Genomic DNA, 17539 nt, shown 5'->3' on the forward strand with positions numbered 1-17539 from the left:
TTCAGGACATCAGGAACGAGCTTAACGAGCTGAGCCGCACGTTCTCCCAGACGGCTGAACTGCCGTTGAACTGGCAGTCCTTCCTCGAAGGATATCGTGACCAGGTCGACAGACTCGATGAACGTCGCCTCGTGGCTGGGGGGCAGAATGCGCCACTCGGCGACGCCATTGGAAGCCTGCGNACCGACATCCTCACGACCTGGCGAGCTTCGATTCACAAGAACCGGCACAGCCTTGCCGCCCTTGAGCAGCAAGAAGCGCAAAGGACCGAGCGACGCGCGCTTCTGTACGGGTGCGACTGGACTGCACAGCTTCTGAGTCACGGGTCTCTGATACCGCCAGACGAGGTCGTTCCTGCCCTGTTGAGCGAGTCCCCGTCTGAACTGGAAAAGGTGGTGACCGGCCTGCAGGCCGAACCACGACTGCATGAGACGTTTGCGCAATGTCGTGCAGCCGCGCATCGGCTTGTCGACGAGTTGCGCGCGGGCGGTCACAATATTCCCGATTTCGGCGACAAGCTTCGCATTCTTGACAGCTCCCCGGGGCAGGTGCCGGCCTGACCTCGCGCTCTCTAAGGCTCTCCCCATGGCTGCAGGAAGCCGTCGTCTCGACGCCTTTTCTTTTCTGCCGCATACCAGTGTCCGACTGGCCAATCGCACCGGGAGCCTGACTCACCTCGTGGAGCCAAGTTAGACGATGCAACCGCCTTACCATAGGACATCTGCTCGCGACATTGGAGGTCGTCTTGTCTACATTCGCTCCTAAAACAAGTATCCGCCGTTTTCTGTCGTTGGTCGTCGTTAGTTCATTGACGGTCTTCTCAACTGCGTATGGCGCTAGCTTTGATTGCAAGCAGGCCGGGTCTGCAGATGAGAGGGCTATCTGTGATTCACGGCAGCTAAGTGAGTTGGACGTGGAGATGTCCGTGCGCTATGAAATGCTGACCGGTCTGGTAGCGATGGGAGCCAGAGGCACAATGCAGGATGAACAGCAGGCGTGGTTGAACATGAGACGAAAATGTCGTGGCAATCAAGCATGCCTGCTTAGCTCATACCGACATCGCATCGAGATGCTCAAGGAAGACTATGCGCGACTCGCGAGTCGCGGTCCGTTTTGACGAGCGCCGCATGAGGAAACGATGGAAGCGTCCCTTTGCGCGCTGCATCCATTGTCCTTTGACTGTAAATCGGCTACCAACCCGCAGTCGCACGCAGAAACAGACGCTACTCGATTAAACTGTCTCATGAATTTTGCGCGTGCTGGGATTGCCTTTAGCCGAATTAGGCAGGTTTCTTTTTTGGGTCTGTATCGTTTCCAAACTTTTCGAACATTGTAGTCACGAGCCGTTCGCTGAATCCTGCCGCAAATCCAACAGCCAGCACGACTTCCCAACTCATTTTGCTTCCTACGAACGTCGAACTACCCAAGGTTGCCGACGGCAGGGCGTCGCTGTGGAGGAGGCAGGTGAGAGCGCCCGCACCGATTGCTCCGACAAAGACGCGAAGTGCAGCGTCGGCGAAGTTGTCTCGACCGTTCAGGTCGAGCTGAACCTTACGCTCGCGGATATTCATCGCAATTGAAAAAAGGGCGCCCACCGCCCCCGCCCGGGCAGCAAGCCATAAAGCGTCGGTCGGACTGTACGCGCCGTACATCGCCTTCGCTATCCAGAACGCAAGGCATAACCCTACCGCAGTAACCAGAGCACCGCACACATACTGGACTCGTCCTCTCGACATGCGCTTCGCGATGACGTCATCCTTGACTCCTTCCAAGGTGAACCTTGCGCCGACTTCGTCTTTCTCTAGCAGAATCTGATTCAGTGCAGCAGCTACACGTGCGTTATATCGGGCCGCACAATGCCGGTCTTCCTCGCAGTCGCTCTTACTCCATCCATCTATAAGCCCCGCAATTTGACTGCGCAGAGGATTGATTGATGCCATCTTAGACCGTTGAGCCTCTGCACCACTGCTCTCGTCCGCGTATTGGACAGCAACGCGCTCTGACGTTCGATAAATCGCAAACTTAGCTGGCGACTTGTAGTAAACCTCCTCGATAAGCCGTTCCGCAGTGTCCCGACCATTCAATCTGATTGAATCAACCTGCGAAACTTTGTAGCCAAGAAGGGCGCGAAGCGCATACATGGGCGCTCTATACGCTAGATAAGTTGGCAGTAACCCGTAAACCATTGATTTGACCGGAATCGCGGGGAATATAGTCGGAGACGTGGCTTGGAGAGTTTTAACCTCGGCAAGCTCACCAGCGGCAAGCCAGCTGTTCTCATCGCGACTCGAGCTTGTCGAAAGCGTGGTGCTGATGACAGCCGTGTGAAGCTCGAATGTACGCTCTGGGTCAAACTCTCGACAAAGCGCGCTCAAAGTCTCAGGAGGCAAATCAAACAAAAGGCCCCACAACCGCTCACCCGGTGCGTCGTTAATATCAATGAGCGGCTCTGCGTGTTCGTCCTGCCGGCGCCTGTAGACGAGTCCCTTGTTGGGAATATAGCCGGTTGCGATTGGTTCTGTGAGGGAGTAGTCGCGTAGCCTAGCCGTCGAACTTTTGGCAGTAGCGGACGACTCAACAGACGACGGAACGAGCAGAGATACGTCAGCACCTGCGGTTGCACTCGACGGGTCCGCATCCTGTCGAAGGCTTACCGATTGTTGCGGCGCGTTACGCATTTGACCGTCGTTGCGTTCAGCGTAGGCGTTGCCAGTCCACATCTGCGCAAGTACGTGTGGACGGTTGAGTTCGCACCCGTAGGCAAAAAAGTACGCCATAACTTTGCTCCTCGTGCGCGCTTCAAAACAGGCCGTTTCGCTCGTAATGACGCCCGCGGTGGCGCCGGCTCACTGTTTGAACAGCGGCCATTGTTGCTTCAGTTCAGTGCTTGTCCCAACAAAGCAACTGCGGTCAAAATGCCCATCGTTGATGTTCCGAGGCTGCGGCCCGTTCGCCCCATCGGTGTACTGCCAGAGGGCGAACTTCGGCCAGAGGCCCGGGATACCGACGGGTTTGTCGTTGTAACGCGCGTACCAGAGTGGGCACTTGGCCGCATCGCAGCTAGGATTGGCCGCGGCGAAGGTCTCCCTCAAGAGCGCGCCCCCATATATCATCGGCCAGCGCCCTGTCTTTTCCCGCACCATGCTGACAAAAGTGCACACGTCGTGAAAGCTCATGTCCGGACCACTATGACTGGGCTCGAAATCTAGACAAAGCAGTGTGTTTTCGTCCAAGCCGGAATCAGCGCCCCACTGCACCGCATCCAGAAAGTTACTCACCTGCAGTTGTACGGGCATTCCGCTTGCGTAGTGATATGCGCCCCATAGAAGCCCCAGCCCACGCGCTTCATGTCTGCGTTTCGCGTACTTGGCATCCTGAACGGTTGCTCCCTCACTTGCTTTGTGAATCACAGCCAATACTCCCGCAGATTTTGCATCCGCGAGCGAGATGTCGCTGCCGTGATATACGTCTAGTACCACGTCTATTGAACCATCCAGAGTGTGCGGCATGACTGCCTCCAAAATCCGTTATTACGGGAGTTGATAAAACGTTCTCGGATTGCGTCACCGGGGATGCGTGGCGACCCGCAGTTAATAAGGGAATTCTGCAACTGCCTCACTAAGCCGGTTGCCTCGCCCTACCTCGAGAACTTTGCCACTGAATTCGGTTCTCAAGCGAAACTCCGTGTTCATGGCCGTGCCTAGATTAGGGCTACTGATTCAATACATATGACATGAATCTGCGAGGCTCACGCCCTGCTTACCAGTTCATCATCGCGCTGGGTGTATTAAGAGCCTGCAGAGGACCGTCAACTATGGCTAACGAGCGAGAATCGGTGGTTTCGGTCAAGACAGTGATTGCCGTTGATGACTAGGTTAGGACGTGTGCTTCGTCAAAAAAATGGACTAAATTGAGTATTCACACTTGCTCCGACCTGTGCCCACGATTTCAACAGGATGGGATAGCGAGCTCAGCACGCACTCGAAACGGTACTTGTATTTCTGTTGGTTCTCAGTGGACACTGCCGCACGAGGTGGAGGAGACAATGCATGCAGCTCCGGCACAATGCGCGTACCGCTCCGCGCTGGAGGCGGCTGCCTCCATATCGGAAGCGGAAACACCGTGGATGGAAGTGATGAGCACAGCGAAGGCCGTTGTTGGGGCAGACGCTGGCTGCTTCATGGCCTGGAACAAGTACACAAGCACCCTGGAGTCGTTCGTCCAACTCGGTCATGAAGCAAGGGCAGAAAGCGAATACCTCGAGTACTACTCGACGACGGATGTGGTCGCGCAAAAGGCGGCTAGTTTACCAGTTGGAGTATGGCTTTCTAGCGACTGGTTGTTATCTCAGGCGCAGTGGGAACAACAGGAGTTCTACGTTGATTTTTTGCAGCGATTTAAGATTGGGCAGATTTTTGGATTTGCCTTAGCCAACGACGAAAAACAGTTTGCAGCCTTGGCGTTTCACTGTCACACCAGAAATGCGCATGTAAAGAGTGTAGTCGCAGACCAACCAATGCGGCGCCTTCAACGGACGTTGATAGGTTCGTACAAGAAGCGTGTCCAGACTGTTGCCGAAGCGAATCACGTGCTTTCCTGTCTGGTTGATAACGCCTCCGAAGCTGTCATCGTAGTTCTCCGCGGAGGGCACGTAGACTTCCTGTCACCTGCGGTGAGCGAGTGGCTCGTTTGCGGGAAGCACCTGTCAGTTCGCTCGCGCAGGCTAATGCATGTAGAACCAAAAGCGCATCAGCGACTGTTGGCGACAATCGAAATCGCCTTACAGGGTGGAGCGCCGCAGTCCACGGTATTACCGGGTCGATGGGGCGAAACGTTTCACGTCCAAGCAATGCTTTCCTCGCGCTTGCATGGTGCCGGAACGCGGAAGTGTGTTGTCTTGCGGATACAGAGGCGAGACATATTCAGCCTGCCTAGCGAAGTCAGCTTGCGAGAGACGTTCAACTTAACTGCGGCCGAAGGCAGGGTATTCCGGCAGCTCATCGCCGGCCATGACGCATCCGCATGCGCTTCCGTGCTTAACGTTGCGGAAGGAACCGTGCGCAAACAGATTGCCTCGCTGCTCAAAAAGACGAGCTGCAACCGCCAGAGCGAGCTAATTAGGCTTTCGTCGCTGCTCTGACGGTTATAGCTCGTTTGACCGGACTCTAGGTCACCGTCAAACGACCACCTCGGAGGTGGATATGTATCAGATTTCGGTGGTGAACCGCACGAGCTGCATCGCGGACAGGGAAATACACCGCGTCGTCCGCGCCATCAATCGGCAGATTTCCGAGGATTTCGAGCCTTACTGGGCGTTTGGTGGAAGGCTGCGGGTCGAGGGGCCAGCGGGCCCGGATACTGAGCTGGCGCAACTCAAAGAGCTGCGGGGCGACGCGATTCTCTACATCTTGGACTCGGCGGCCCACAACGATGTGCTGGGTTACCACGACCAGAACCTAGCGGGAATTCCATTTGGATTCGTCTATCTCGACCTCTGCAAGAGCGTGGGCGACGAATGGTCGACCACATTGTCGCACGAAGCACTGGAATTGATTGGCGACCCCCAGTGCAATCTGCTAGTACAAGGACCGGACCCGGCGGACACTAACCGCACTGTTTACCACTTCTTTGAAATGTGTGATGCGGTACAGGCACAGAGCTATGTCATCGACGGCGTGACGGTCTCTGACTTCGTATTGCCCCACTACTTTACACCCGAGGAAGAGGCAGGGCTGCGGAATGACTTCTGCGCCACGGACCTCAAATCGTTTGGCGTCAGTTCGGGCGGTTATATCGGGTTCTTCGACCCCGAGAAGGGTGACTATCGTCAATATTTTGCCCACGACGAACTTGCGCAACGGCGCCTGAACGCAAAGGCAGGCGGTCTCGGGCGGGTAGTCCGCCGGAGCAGTATGCAAAATGAACCGGCGTCACGCAAATCTCAGCTGGCCGGACGATTTGCCGCGACGGCAGCAAAAGGCGTCGCTGTCAGCACACTTCCCGGTGACCCCATCCGTCATGTCATCGTGCTAATGATGGAGAACCGGTCCTTCGACCACATGCTGGGGGCGCTTCAGGTTTCGAATCCAGATATCGATGGGGTCGACCCTCAAAACCCCGGCGTCAATCTTGACGCCAAAAAAGATAACGCGCCCCACAAGCAGACTCCCATGGCTGCACAGTTCGTCAGCAACGATTTCAAAGTCCCACACGAATTTGAGAACGTCACAAGACAGATTGCTGACGGGATGGCGCACTTTGTGGACGAGTTCCGAAGTCTGAACCAGAACGCACAAACCGGCGAAATCGACCAAGTGATGGCGTATTTCAAAGATGGCGACCTGCCAGCATTGCACACGTTGGCGAAATCATTCACGGTATGCGACCGATGGTTTTCTTCGATGCCGGGACCAACCTGGCCAAACCGCTTCTTCGTGCACACCGGTACAAGCCTTGGAGACGTACTCATGCCGGACGGTGTCATTGACACAGTGCGCATGTTCTTCGGGCGATACAACCAGCGAACGGTTTACGACGACCTTAGCGACAAAGGCATTTCCTGGAAGATATATCATGGTGGCGTACCGCAGTCCATCGTGCTTAGCCACCTGAAACGCAGGTACTTCACTTCCAGCTTTCAGGAAATGGACGCATTTTTTGACGACTGCAAGGGGCCGGAGTCCGCTTTCCCGGCATACTCCTTCATCGAGCCAAGGTATTTTGATGGGGTGCAGGGTGGCGAAAACGACCAGCATTCGCCTGCTGGCGTGGTCGCCGGCGAGCAACTTATAGCCGACGTGTATAACGCAATCCGAGCAAATCAGGCGTTGTGGGAGTCCACGTTGCTTGTCATCACGTACGACGAACACGGCGGATTTTACGACCATGTCGTGCCGCCTGCGACGGTGGCGCCGGACGAGAATACCGACAACTATGCGTTTAACCAGCTAGGCGTGCGGGTTCCCGCTGTTCTGGTTTCTCCCTGGGTAGCTAAAGGCGTGGACCATACGTTGTACGACCATACAAGCGTTTTGCGTTACGTCTGCGAGAAATGGGGACTTCCGGCAATTTGTCGCCGGACCGTATTAGCGGCGGGTGAATATCAGTCGGGCACATTCGTGTCGGCCATTTCGCAGGCAAAACTCCGCACTGACACGCCGGAGAGGATTTCGACTCCCGCGCCTTCCAGCTTGATGGCCCAGAAGCAGATGGAAGCGCCATCGACCTTTCACGATGCACAGACTGCTCTTGTGTCATACGCCGAGCTGGTACGGCAGGAACGCGAACGCACGACGGGCCGTTTAGCAGCAACGCGGCCTGCTATGGCCATAAAGGGCAACGGGAAGAAAGCGCCGGTTCCGGTTTCCGAGCGTGCGAAAGCGATAGAGACGTGGTTCGCGCAGGAAAAAGGTAGCGCAAGGCCTGCAATCGCGGCGCCGATTTCCGTACCGCCAGACATCTCTATGTCCATGCCGGGTAAGAAGGTGACAAGCGGTGGACAGCACAAGCCTAGGCCAAAAGCCAAAGGCCGCACCGGCATGTCGAGGTCCGGTCGTTCCTAAGCGAAGCCTCCTCGTATTTGTAGCCAAGGTTCGACGAACGGCTGTCGCCAACTCGGTGCAGCGGTCGCCGATTGCGGCTCCTTACTAGGGAACACGTTGCCAACACGCCCAACGCACGCGAGGTCGGGCCCATTGATTTTGGCAGTCTTGTCGCGCGCCGCAACGCTTCGCATTAGGCTTCATAGTTGATTTCCTGATTGAGCGAGTCTTCAGTAGAGCGCTTTGCAAAGGCGAGGTTTAAGCGGGTGGCAGACCCTCGGGGTAGCAGGCAGACGCCGCTGGCATATGAAAATCGCGAGCGAACCAATGACGAGGTAACCATGACTGCCTTTAAGAAAGCTGACTCATCCAAATCCAGCCTCGCCGTATGGATTCCAATTGTAGTGGGCACAATCGTCGCTATTTCAGGTGGAATCGCATGGCTGTATGCACACCACGAGCAATATCAAAGCAATGTCGTGGCTGAAGAACGCGAAAATCAGAAGCTTTGGTGCCAACTCAAAGTCATCCGGACAAAGCTTGACGAGACGCGGGATATGTCTCGCGACCTGCAAGCGAACTATTTAGTCAAACCTTGGGGTATCCTCGAATCCTATGTGAGCAAGGCACGAAAGACGGGTGAGACGAAGCAGGCGCTTATGCGAGAAAAGATTGATTCTTTGGTTAAAGCTAACGACGAAATTGTTTCTCGGATTCGGCTGTATCTACCCAACGCCATGCTCGGCGAATTTGGGAAGCAAGCGCAAGCCTATGTCTATCATGCAGTTAACTATAGCGACCGTTGGAGGGCTGTGCCTCGAGTTATACAAAGTAGCGAACAGCTTCCATTTGCAGTTCCATTTCCAGAGCAGTTCCCGACTGCAGTAAATGAAGAGTTGAAACGGCGTGACGCGCTCTCGAAGGCGATCACGGTGCCTTAAAACTGTGGGTCGGACAAGAAGACGCTTTTCCAGTGCGCAATTGTTCGTCGAGCTGAAAAATCGGTCCGCGACCTTGAGAAGCGCCGTGATATCTCGATGCCGACGCTTTACCATGCCATCGGATACAGGTGTCGTGCCGATGAAAAAGCGCGCCGGTGCACGCCCAAAGGGGCCTTCGCGCTCCAAGCGTCTGGCTAGTGGTTCCAAGGCTAGCACCTGAGCCAATTTCGCACGGGCCATCCGCCAGAGACCGCGGTAGTTGCGTTAGTGGCAATCGGTATCCAGTACAAGGTAAGCGCGCCAGCTGGCTTTCTTCGCTAGTTTGGGACTAACTATGCTACTTTCGACAGTACTTTAGCGTTGTCGTCCTAGCTGAGTCACTATGGAAAGGCTGCAACGTCGGGCATCAGACGCGATTTGGGGCGGATGCAGGGAGATAGCGCTGCGTCGATTCGACCTGATGCCTTCTCCCCTCTGTCCGGTAACTTGTGAACTGCGTTCTACCGAACTGGGTCCGCAATATTCTCGGCATGGGGACCGCGAGTTGGCCACCAATTCGCGACTTGCACGCGGAAACGATGGTGACCGGCGTCGAAGTTGAAAGAATGCCAGAACCCCGAAGGCATCCAATCTCTGCTCTTCCGACGCGCCTGACACTAGCAGCTGTGCCGCTGCAATCAACCGATTGATTGCATCTTCATACCTCGCTTGGTCCATGGCATTTCTCCGCGCTGGTCAGAATATAGGTTCGCCCACTGAGACCGTGTACACCAGTAAAGCCCACGGGGCAGCGAGGGTTGGCGCAAGCGTGTTACCTACCCGGCTCGGTGCTTGCTCACTCCACGGAATCGCGTTGCAGCGGTCCAGCTCGCACGACGGCTTCACCGTACGGCGGACTGGCGGTGGCCATTTCCAGCTCCTGATGGTTTGTGTTCCAACAGGCGAGCAACGGCTGTTCCTTAAACGGCCATCAGCCAGCCCGGCAACAGCGTCAGCGATGGCGGAGCCGCGCCAAGGAGCGCAAATTAGTAGCGAACCGCCGTCCGCGGAAGAACCGTCGATGCATCGCCATTTCAAGCCGGAAGATGCGACTGCCCTCGAGAACTCGTCTAGTTGGCCAACAGGAACGGACGAGCGGTTTCCGACGTATCACCAGAGGCGACAAAGGATGAGCGACAGGAAACGCCGGGGCCTTCGTTCTTCGCGGACGATGCCGCGCTGGCCCTTAAGAAAGAGAGGGGACGTCCCACCTCGGCGATTGCCCTAGATTCGGCGCTCAGCGACAAGCTCCGCCTCGCACGGTTTCTTGTTATGAAAGGCTCGCCGGGGGCCGTCCTCGTTCTGGATGCTTATGAGATAGGTCGGGTCTGGCCGCCATGCGATTGGGAGACGCCGCTGCTGCGAATGCGCAACCGGTTGGCCGACGAGGCCCAAGGTTTTTCGTCGCCTTGACGGCGCCGGTCAAGACACGAGGCATCTGCGCGATGCTGGTACGGGCAAGGTCAGCGGTAGCGTTGTACCGCACCGGACGATTCTGCAATCGCGAGGCAATCGGGTATCTGGGAGCCGTCGGCGAGGCGTCGGACAGCCACTCACTGCTGGTGGCGGACTTGTTCCACGAGCGAATGGCCGTCGGCGTCGCTGAGAAGCGGGGCTCCGCGCGTTTTTTGTGCTGCAACGCGTTTCGCATCGGACCCGCAGTGACTGCGATTCGGGCAACATGAGGGCAATGGATAAATTGAACACAACGTCCAGCCGAGGTCCAAGCACGAGCAAAGACAGCCCGCCGGCAGACAGCCACGACGGATTGGTCACATGGGCCTTGGCGCTGGCGCAACTCGTCTCGTGGGGCTCCGTTTATTACTCGTTCTCCCTGCTTGTCGTGCCTATGGAGCAGACCATGGGCTGGAGCCGCATGTCGACGAACGCCGCGTTGTCTATCGGCCTCCTGGTCTCCGGATTTGCTGCCTATCCAATCGGCCGCTGGATTGACCATGGACTTGGTCGGAGGGTCATGACAGTCGGCTCGGTCGTTGCTGCAGCGATGTTATTGCTCTGGGCCGATGCGCAATCGTTAACGGTGCTCTTCGTCGCGTGGATTGGGCTTGGCATATCGATGGCGGCGACATTCTACGACCCCGTCTTCGCCGTCGTTACGCATCGCTATCCCCGGTCGTTCAGGACCAAAATTACTCTCATTACCCTGATTGCCGGGTTTGCCAGCACTGTGTTCATCCCATTAACGCAGTTTCTGGTTGGCTCGGTCGGGTGGAGGACGTCGCTCGTTGTGCTTGCGGCGCTTAACCTGATTGTCTGCCTGCCTATCCATGTGCTGGCAAACCGCTCCTCGCGCGCGGACCCGAGCTCACGTCCCACCAATGGCGCAGTCAAGCTGGCCAACGACGCAGCCACCCGTCGCGCGCTCCACTCGCCGACCTTCTGGGCACTCGCGGTGTGTTTCACGGCTTACTACGCGACGTTCGCCGCACTCACATTTCACCTGGTGCCGCTGATGGTGGAGCGCGGTGTGTCGAACGCCGTGCTGGTAACAACGATGGCGCTCATCGGTCCGGCTCAGGTCGCCGCACGGGCCGTCTGGTTCACCTTCGGCCGAACAGTTCGTGTTAGTACCGTGGGCATCACTATCGTGACGCTGTTTCCGCTATCGACCGTTATTCTGATAAATGCTGGTCATTCGGCGGCGCTACTCTGGCTATTTGCGGCCATCTACGGCGCAGCGAATGGCATGATGACTATCCTCCGCGGCACTATCGTCCAGGACCTGATGTGGACCGAGGGATACGGCGCGGTTAGCGGTATGCTGTCGTTCCCGTCGAACGTCGCGAAGGGAATCGCGCCCATTGCGGCAGCCAGCATCTGGAGCTTCACGCACGGCTATGTGGCTGTTGAATGGACCGTGTTTTTCGTTGCGATACTGTCAGCAATCGCCTTCTTTGTGGCTATCCGGGTTAGCCGCCAGGCTGCGACTAGCGCAGTCTGATAATTCCCTCCCTCCAGGTCCAACACCAATACACTTAGCATGAAGATACGTACCGCTCGAAGTGATGACCTCGATGTCGTCAAAGCATTGCTGTCGGAAAACGAACTACCGGCCGCTGATGTCACTGCCGGCTTGCTCGCGGACTTCCTGGTCGCGGAAGACGCGGGCGGTAAGAATATTGGCAGCGTGGGAGTTGAGCGGTTTGGTCACAGCGCATTGCTGCGCTCACTGGCCGTCGCGCGGACCGCTCGCAACGAGCGACTCGGTACGATGCTCCTGACTCACGCGGAGTTGCTCGCGCGAGCATCCGACGTTTCCGATTTGTGGCTGCTCACTACGACTGCGGCCGGCTTCTTTCGGTGCTCAGGATATGCAGACGTTGACCGCAGTACAGCGCCCGCGGAAATGCAGGCCAGCACACAGTTTGCGCAGCTGTGTCCGGCAAGCGCTGTTTGCATGACAAAAAAGCTATAGCTGTCGCGGTGGAGCGCCTCGGGGCGATTCTGCAGTTAGTGTCCCTGACTTTCGGGTCGCGCTCGCACAATGCCGCGGTCCTAGACTACCGGCAGCAGTATATGACCAACTGCACGAACCAATACCAGCGGACAGGAAGCGCAGGTTGCGAAATCTGTATGACTGCCATCATCCTTGCTTCTCGCGACGATTGCCATCCACGTCACAGGAGGCAGCGCGCCCATGAGGGACGAAGGCGTCAGGAAGGCAATGCACGCTGAATCTCACTGAAGACCCGCAGGGGCATCTCCCACACTCCCGGCTGCTTCCAAAGAAAAAAGAAGCCAGCTCTTTGAGTAGACGTTCCAGTGCCATCAAGAAAAGTGAAATTCGGTCGATATTTAGGTTGTTGTAGTTATCGACAGAGAGAAGACGTGGAGGACAACGATTATCTAGCAGCCTTCGCATTCTGCGTGACCGTCGATGCCATTCGGAAAGCGCAAGGGAAGATGATGCCGGAGGACCTTCCGGTTGGCTCCATGGAGCGCATGCTGGCTGAGGTCGACGTCATACGAGACACGCTTCGCATGCTCGCCATAGCCCCGAACGCGGTAAACGGCTTACAGGACGGGGCAGAGGAGTAGTTGGCGCACTCGATGCATCAGGCTCTTCCGGAATCGTGACGCAGCCTGGCCCGACTAAGCTCGTCCAGGAAATGGAAGAGATGTTCAAGGCGCGTCTCTTCGAGCGAGGCAAGATGGGCACAGTCGACCGCGTAGTGTGCGTCGGACAAACAAGGGCTCGTCCGGCATCTCAGCGCTTATCGGCGGCTCGTCGGCTAAATCGGTTTTGCTCGCGCATCACTATTCGTGGCTGTCAATCCAGCCGCGCGCCCGTGCCAGTCCAGCTTCTTCTGCGTCCTGTGCGGCGTCAAACAGACCAAGAGCTCCCGACGCTTCGACGAACTTTCTGTCGCGCGTGATGGTGCCGCTCGCTGCGAACCGCGTGGAGTGACGGATGTGTTCATGCGCTTCTATCGCATGCCCCCATAGCGCGTATCCACGAAACTCATCGGCTTGCATCGCGTGACCTCTACATGCGGTGTCGTCTTACCGCTACATGCGCGCCCACGGTAGCCCTCCGGTCTATGAACGTCGCCGTCGTCTCCGAATTCAAATTGCGAAGACGTGGGCTCTTGCCCTCCGAGGCTGTTTCCACATGCAGCTTGACGTGCCACGCCAGAGGGATGACTAATCCACCGAATCGATAACAAAGAAGCCGACAGGAGTGTTTGCCCGTGTCGGCTCTTGACTTGAGAGAAACGGTGGTTCTATCGTCGACGATTGTTCACTAGCGTAGCCGGAACAAAGAGGACGAGTATTCCACCGATGACAAGGCTCACTGCAAGAGCGAGTACTCCAGCACCTGCTGAGCCGGATGCCTGCTTGATGACACCAATCAGAGAGGGGCTTACCACGCCGGAAATACTGCCGACTGAGTTTGCGAGCGCTAAACCTGCAGCGGCAGCGGCTCCGCCGAGGAATGAGGGTGGAATCACCCAGAACTGCGAGATGGTGGTCATCACGCCCATTGTGCCTACGGTCAACGCAATCATCGCCGCCAGTGTGGAGCCCGAGAACCACACGCTCATTGCAAGGCCGAATGCACCGATGAGTCCCGGGACAATCAAATGCCAGCGACGTTCACCGGTGCGGTCCGAGTTGTGACTCACGAACACCATGGCCAGCGCGCCCGCGGCATAAGGAACCGCAGTCAGCAAGCCTACGTGGAACGGGTCAGACACGCCGCTCGACTTAATCAGCGTAGGAAGCCAGAAGCTGACGCCGTACAAGCCCATCGTGTAGAAGAAGTAGATGGCGCTGACCAGAAGCACTTTCGGGCTGAGCAGACCGTCCTTCAGGGAGCGCAAAGCGCCGGGGGGCGCCTCCTCTTTCAGCTTCTGCTCAATCAAATCCTTCTGGTCCTCGTTTAGCCACGTTGCGTCGCGCACCGTGTCATCAAGGTAGAAAAATGCAACGACGCCGAGAAGCGCAGTCGGCACACCTTCGACCAGAAACAGCCACTGCCAGCCCGCAAAGCCGTGCGTACCGTTGAACGCCGTCATAATCCAGCCGGAGAGCGGGCCACCAATCACGCCAGACATTGGGATACCGGTGAGAAAAAGTGCGGTAACTTTCGAGCGCCGCGATGCGGGGAACCAGTAAGTCAGGTAGAGCACAATCGCGGGGAAGAAACCCGCTTCTGCGACGCCCAGAAGAAACCGCATGACGTAGAACATCGTCGGCGTTCTGACAAACATCATTGCGGCAGAAATTAGCCCCCATGTGACCATGATTCGCGCAATCCAGCGCCGCGGACCAACGCGCAGGAGGAGCAGATTGCTCGGAACTTCGAAGAGCAGATAACCGACGAAGAATACGCTTGCACCGAATCCGTAGACCGCCTCACTGAAACCAAGGTCGCTGAGCATCTGCAGCTTGGCAAAGGCAACGTTGATACGGTCGAGATAGGCAAATAGATAGCAGGCGAAGAGGAACGGTAGTAGGCGCCACGTCGCTTTCGTGAATGCGGACGTATCAGCGCTTTCCACGTAGGTGGCTGGGCTGTGGGAACTCACATGTGTCTCCTAGGGGCCTTCCAGTAAGCGGCGGGCGACCCGTTTTTTGGGCTCTTCTCCGCCGACGTTTGATTCGCGCGCCTCAGACGTATGGCACGCCCGAATCGGGCACTGCACTCGATGCTCAGTCGAACATGTCCGGCTGGGTATTCACCAACTCGCTCCAGATGGTCTGGAAGTGCAACCAGCCGATGTAGTCGCTGCCCACGTGCTCGCGGCTATAACGCGCACGCTCCGGCGTGACTTCCTTCGGCGTAATGCCTGTGGCTTCAATCATCAACTGCTGCTGGCAGCAGCGCTCCAGCGCGATGAACCAGAACGCGGCCGAGTCGATGCTGTGACGGCTCGCGGTCAGAAGACCGTGATTCTGGTGAATGGCTGCCTTCACACCGGCAAAAGCGTTTGCAACTTTATTGCCACCCTTGACCTCCACGGCTACCTTCCCGGCCTCGTCGCCGATGACGACGTGGTCCTCGTAGAATGCAGCCGCATCTTGCGAAATCGGAGCCAGCGGCCTGCCGAGCGACGCGAATGCGGTGCCGTACGTCGTGTGCGCATGGCACATCGCGACGATGTCTTGATGCTGCTCATGCACAGCTGCGTGCAGGACGAAGCCTGCGCGGTTAATGGCGTATTCGCCTTCGACCACATTGCCTTCGTGGTCGGCACAGATGAGGTTGGACTTCTTCACTTGCGAGAAGTGAACGGCCATTGGGTTTGTCCAGTACAGGCTCGGGTTGTCCGGGTCACGAACCGTCAGGTGGCCGGCGAAGCCGTAGTCATAGCCTTGCAGAGCGAAAGCACGGCATGCGCCAACCAGACGCTCCTTCAGATATTCGCGATGGTCATTGACGTTCGTGAATTCGGGCATGGTCGGGAAAATCAGCCCTTCCTGGTCCGGCTCGTAAATCGAGACTTTGCCAGGCTTGAGAATCGACTCCTGCTTGGTTTCCGATTGCGATTCAGCAACTGTAGACATCACATACTCCTTTTATCGAGTGGGGAACGCATAGACAAACGATGGCTTTTCAAGAGCGCAAGAATGAGAATCCTGCGTCTGTAGTAGTGCTTACTGGTACAAAACGGGTTTAGCCATTTAGAGCTTTAATGAAATGTCAGTCACTTCAAAATCAGGCGAGCGCCGCCGCCTCCGCTGATGTCTTGACGTCAGCCAGCAGCGTTTGAGCTTGCAGCAATCCTTCGAATTCGCCTATCAGTTGTTGGTGAGCTCGTTTGGCATGAAGCTCGGACAAGCTCATTGCGAGAGGTGCATCGCCCCGTTCAATCGCTCTTGCAATGTCGGCATGTTCTTCCGAGAAAGACTGCCGCTGCGCAGATACCTGCAGGATTGCCCCCATGACGCGCCGTAGGTGCACCCAGTGACCTCTCGCTGTTTCGCCAATCAGCCGATTGCCCGATGCGCCGTAGACAGCGAAATGAAAGTCCATATCCGCGTCTATCATCGCGCGAACCTTGCCTGACTTAGACGCGGCGCGTCCCCGGTCAAGAAGTTGTGGGTCAAGCAGCGCTCGTTTGCCGGCGGCAAGCTTCGCAGCAAGCGAATCCAGCGTGCCGCGGATTTCATAGACGTCGCTTAAATACTGTGCGTCTAGAGGCGCGACGAGGACACCTCTGCCGGGCGCATCCTGAACCAGCCCGTCCTTCTTGAGCAACCGAAGCGCTTGATTGACGGGGGAGCGCGAAACCGCAAGTTGCTCAGCTATGTCTTCCTGAGTCAATCGAACTCCAGGACTAAGTGCCCCCTCGCAGATGGCATCGACGAGGGAGTTGTAAACCTTTTCGACGTAATCGGTGCGTGACTGAATCTTGAGCAACTTCGATGTCATCGTGTACCCCCGTTGCTTAGGTGTCAGCGGACCACGCAAGGACATCGCGCGGGGCGTCCTTGCGTGCCAAAGCCCGAAAACCTAGTTCTTCGAGCGGTCGACGAGCGCGTTCTTGCTAATCCAAGGCATCATTGCGCGCAGCTTCGAACCCACGACTTCAATCTGGTGTGAGGACGTGATGCGTCGGCGGGCCTGAAGCGTCGGAGCACCAGCCTTGTTTTCGAGAATGAAGCTCTTCGCGTATTCACCTGTCTGAATGTCGTGAAGAACTGCTTTCATTGCATTCTTCGTTTCTGCCGTCACGATTCGCGGACCAGTGACGTACTCACCGAACTCGGCATTGTTCGAGATGCCGTAGTTCATATTGCTGATGCCACCTTCGTAGATGAGGTCCACGATGAGCTTCACTTCGTGAAGACATTCGAAGTACGCCATCTCTGCAGAGTAGCCAGCTTCCACGAGGACTTCGAAACCAGCCTTGATTAGGTCGACAAGGCCGCCGCAGAGAACCGCCTGCTCACCGAAGAGGTCGGTCTCGGTTTCTTCAAGGAAGCTGGTTTCTATGATGCCTGCACGGCCGCCCCCATTTGCCGCCGCGTACGCGAGTGCGATATCGCGAGCTGAGCCAGACTTGTCCTGCGCTACAGCGATGAGGTGCGGAACGCCGCCACCCGAGGCGTAGGTGCTCCGAACGGTGTGTCCCGGCGCTTTCGGGGCGACCATCATCACGTCGAGGTCAGCGCGCGGGTTGACTTGACCGTAGTGAATGTTGAAGCCATGTGCAAAACCGAGGACCGCACCATGGCGAGCGTTCGGTGCGACTTCCGCTCGATAGACCTCGGCGATTTGCTCGTCGGGTAACAGCATCATGACGATGTGGGCTTCTTTGACTGCATCGGCAATGCTCTTAACAGTCAGCCCTGCGGCCTTTGCCTTCTCCCAGGATGGGCCTTTGCGCAAACCGACGCAGACGTTGATGCCGCTGTCCTTCAGGTTGAGCGCGTGAGCGTGACCTTGCGAACCGTAGCCGATGATTGCGACGCTTCGGCTTTTCAGAAGAGCGAGGTCGGCATCTTTATCGTAGAAGACTTTCATGCTATTTCCAGATTTGGGCACCA

14 protein-coding genes are annotated in these 17539 nt (G+C 56.8%); 7 read left to right on the forward strand and 7 right to left on the reverse strand.

The genetic code is table 11. The annotated features are described in order from the left end of the window. The first annotated feature begins 745 nt into the window (after window positions 1-745). Window positions 746-1117: a lysozyme inhibitor LprI family protein gene (locus tag F759_RS0127445; protein ID WP_152530717.1), complete on the forward strand. Its 372-nt coding sequence runs from the start codon at window positions 746-748 to the stop codon at window positions 1115-1117. A 163-nt stretch (window positions 1118-1280) separates the two neighbouring features. Here F759_RS0127445 and F759_RS44365 read toward each other — a convergent pair whose 3' ends face one another. Next, entirely contained in the window at window positions 1281-2777 is a 1497-nt protein-coding gene (locus F759_RS44365) for a hypothetical protein (RefSeq protein ID WP_027802686.1), read from the reverse strand. Window positions 2778-2846: 69 nt separating this feature from the next. Beyond that, the gene (locus F759_RS0127455; protein ID WP_027802687.1) at window positions 2847-3509 is read right to left on the reverse strand and encodes a glycoside hydrolase family 25 protein; all 663 of its coding nucleotides are present in this window, start codon (window positions 3507-3509) and stop codon (window positions 2847-2849) included. Between the two features lie 536 nt (window positions 3510-4045). On the opposite strand from F759_RS0127455, the gene F759_RS0127460 reads away from it, so the two are divergent. The 6 genes from F759_RS0127460 to F759_RS38700 all read left to right on the forward strand — a co-directional run bounded on the left by F759_RS0127460 (window position 4046) and on the right by F759_RS38700 (window position 12580). After that, window positions 4046-5140: a helix-turn-helix transcriptional regulator gene (locus F759_RS0127460; RefSeq protein WP_027802688.1), complete on the forward strand. Its 1095-nt coding sequence runs from the start codon at window positions 4046-4048 to the stop codon at window positions 5138-5140. A gap of 61 nt (window positions 5141-5201) precedes the next feature. Then, window positions 5202-7562, forward strand: a complete 2361-nt coding sequence (locus tag F759_RS40215) for an alkaline phosphatase family protein (RefSeq protein ID WP_051377474.1) — start codon at window positions 5202-5204, stop codon at window positions 7560-7562. A 320-nt stretch (window positions 7563-7882) separates the two neighbouring features. Beyond that, window positions 7883-8482: a hypothetical protein gene (locus F759_RS0127470; RefSeq protein ID WP_027802689.1), complete on the forward strand. Its 600-nt coding sequence runs from the start codon at window positions 7883-7885 to the stop codon at window positions 8480-8482. 1729 nt (window positions 8483-10211) lie between these two features. Further along, window positions 10212-11483: an MFS transporter gene (locus tag F759_RS0127485; RefSeq protein ID WP_036025383.1), complete on the forward strand. Its 1272-nt coding sequence runs from the start codon at window positions 10212-10214 to the stop codon at window positions 11481-11483. 39 nt (window positions 11484-11522) lie between these two features. Continuing rightward, the gene (gene arsN2 / locus F759_RS0127490; RefSeq protein ID WP_027802693.1) at window positions 11523-11957 is read left to right on the forward strand and encodes an arsenic resistance N-acetyltransferase ArsN2; all 435 of its coding nucleotides are present in this window, start codon (window positions 11523-11525) and stop codon (window positions 11955-11957) included. A gap of 413 nt (window positions 11958-12370) precedes the next feature. Continuing rightward, on the forward strand, window positions 12371-12580 hold the full coding sequence (locus tag F759_RS38700; protein ID WP_036025385.1) for a hypothetical protein: 210 nt from the start codon (window positions 12371-12373) through the stop codon (window positions 12578-12580). A 219-nt stretch (window positions 12581-12799) separates the two neighbouring features. On the opposite strand, the gene F759_RS0127500 is transcribed toward F759_RS38700, so the two are convergent. From F759_RS0127500 to ilvC, 5 genes are all read right to left on the reverse strand, one after another. Continuing rightward, on the reverse strand, window positions 12800-13018 hold the full coding sequence (locus F759_RS0127500) for a hypothetical protein (RefSeq protein WP_027802694.1): 219 nt from the start codon (window positions 13016-13018) through the stop codon (window positions 12800-12802). Between the two features lie 248 nt (window positions 13019-13266). Beyond that, on the reverse strand, window positions 13267-14574 hold the full coding sequence (locus tag F759_RS0127505; RefSeq protein ID WP_027802695.1) for an MFS transporter: 1308 nt from the start codon (window positions 14572-14574) through the stop codon (window positions 13267-13269). 124 nt (window positions 14575-14698) lie between these two features. Then, window positions 14699-15553: a class II aldolase/adducin family protein gene (locus F759_RS0127510; RefSeq protein WP_027802696.1), complete on the reverse strand. Its 855-nt coding sequence runs from the start codon at window positions 15551-15553 to the stop codon at window positions 14699-14701. A 151-nt stretch (window positions 15554-15704) separates the two neighbouring features. After that, entirely contained in the window at window positions 15705-16421 is a 717-nt protein-coding gene (locus tag F759_RS0127515) for a GntR family transcriptional regulator (RefSeq protein WP_027802697.1), read from the reverse strand. An 81-nt stretch (window positions 16422-16502) separates the two neighbouring features. Continuing rightward, window positions 16503-17516: a ketol-acid reductoisomerase gene (gene ilvC, locus F759_RS0127520; protein WP_027802698.1), complete on the reverse strand. Its 1014-nt coding sequence runs from the start codon at window positions 17514-17516 to the stop codon at window positions 16503-16505. Window positions 17517-17539: the final 23 nt, after the last annotated feature.

It is taken from the genome of Paraburkholderia dilworthii (assembly GCF_000472525.1).
Lineage (GTDB): Bacteria > Pseudomonadota > Gammaproteobacteria > Burkholderiales > Burkholderiaceae > Paraburkholderia > Paraburkholderia dilworthii.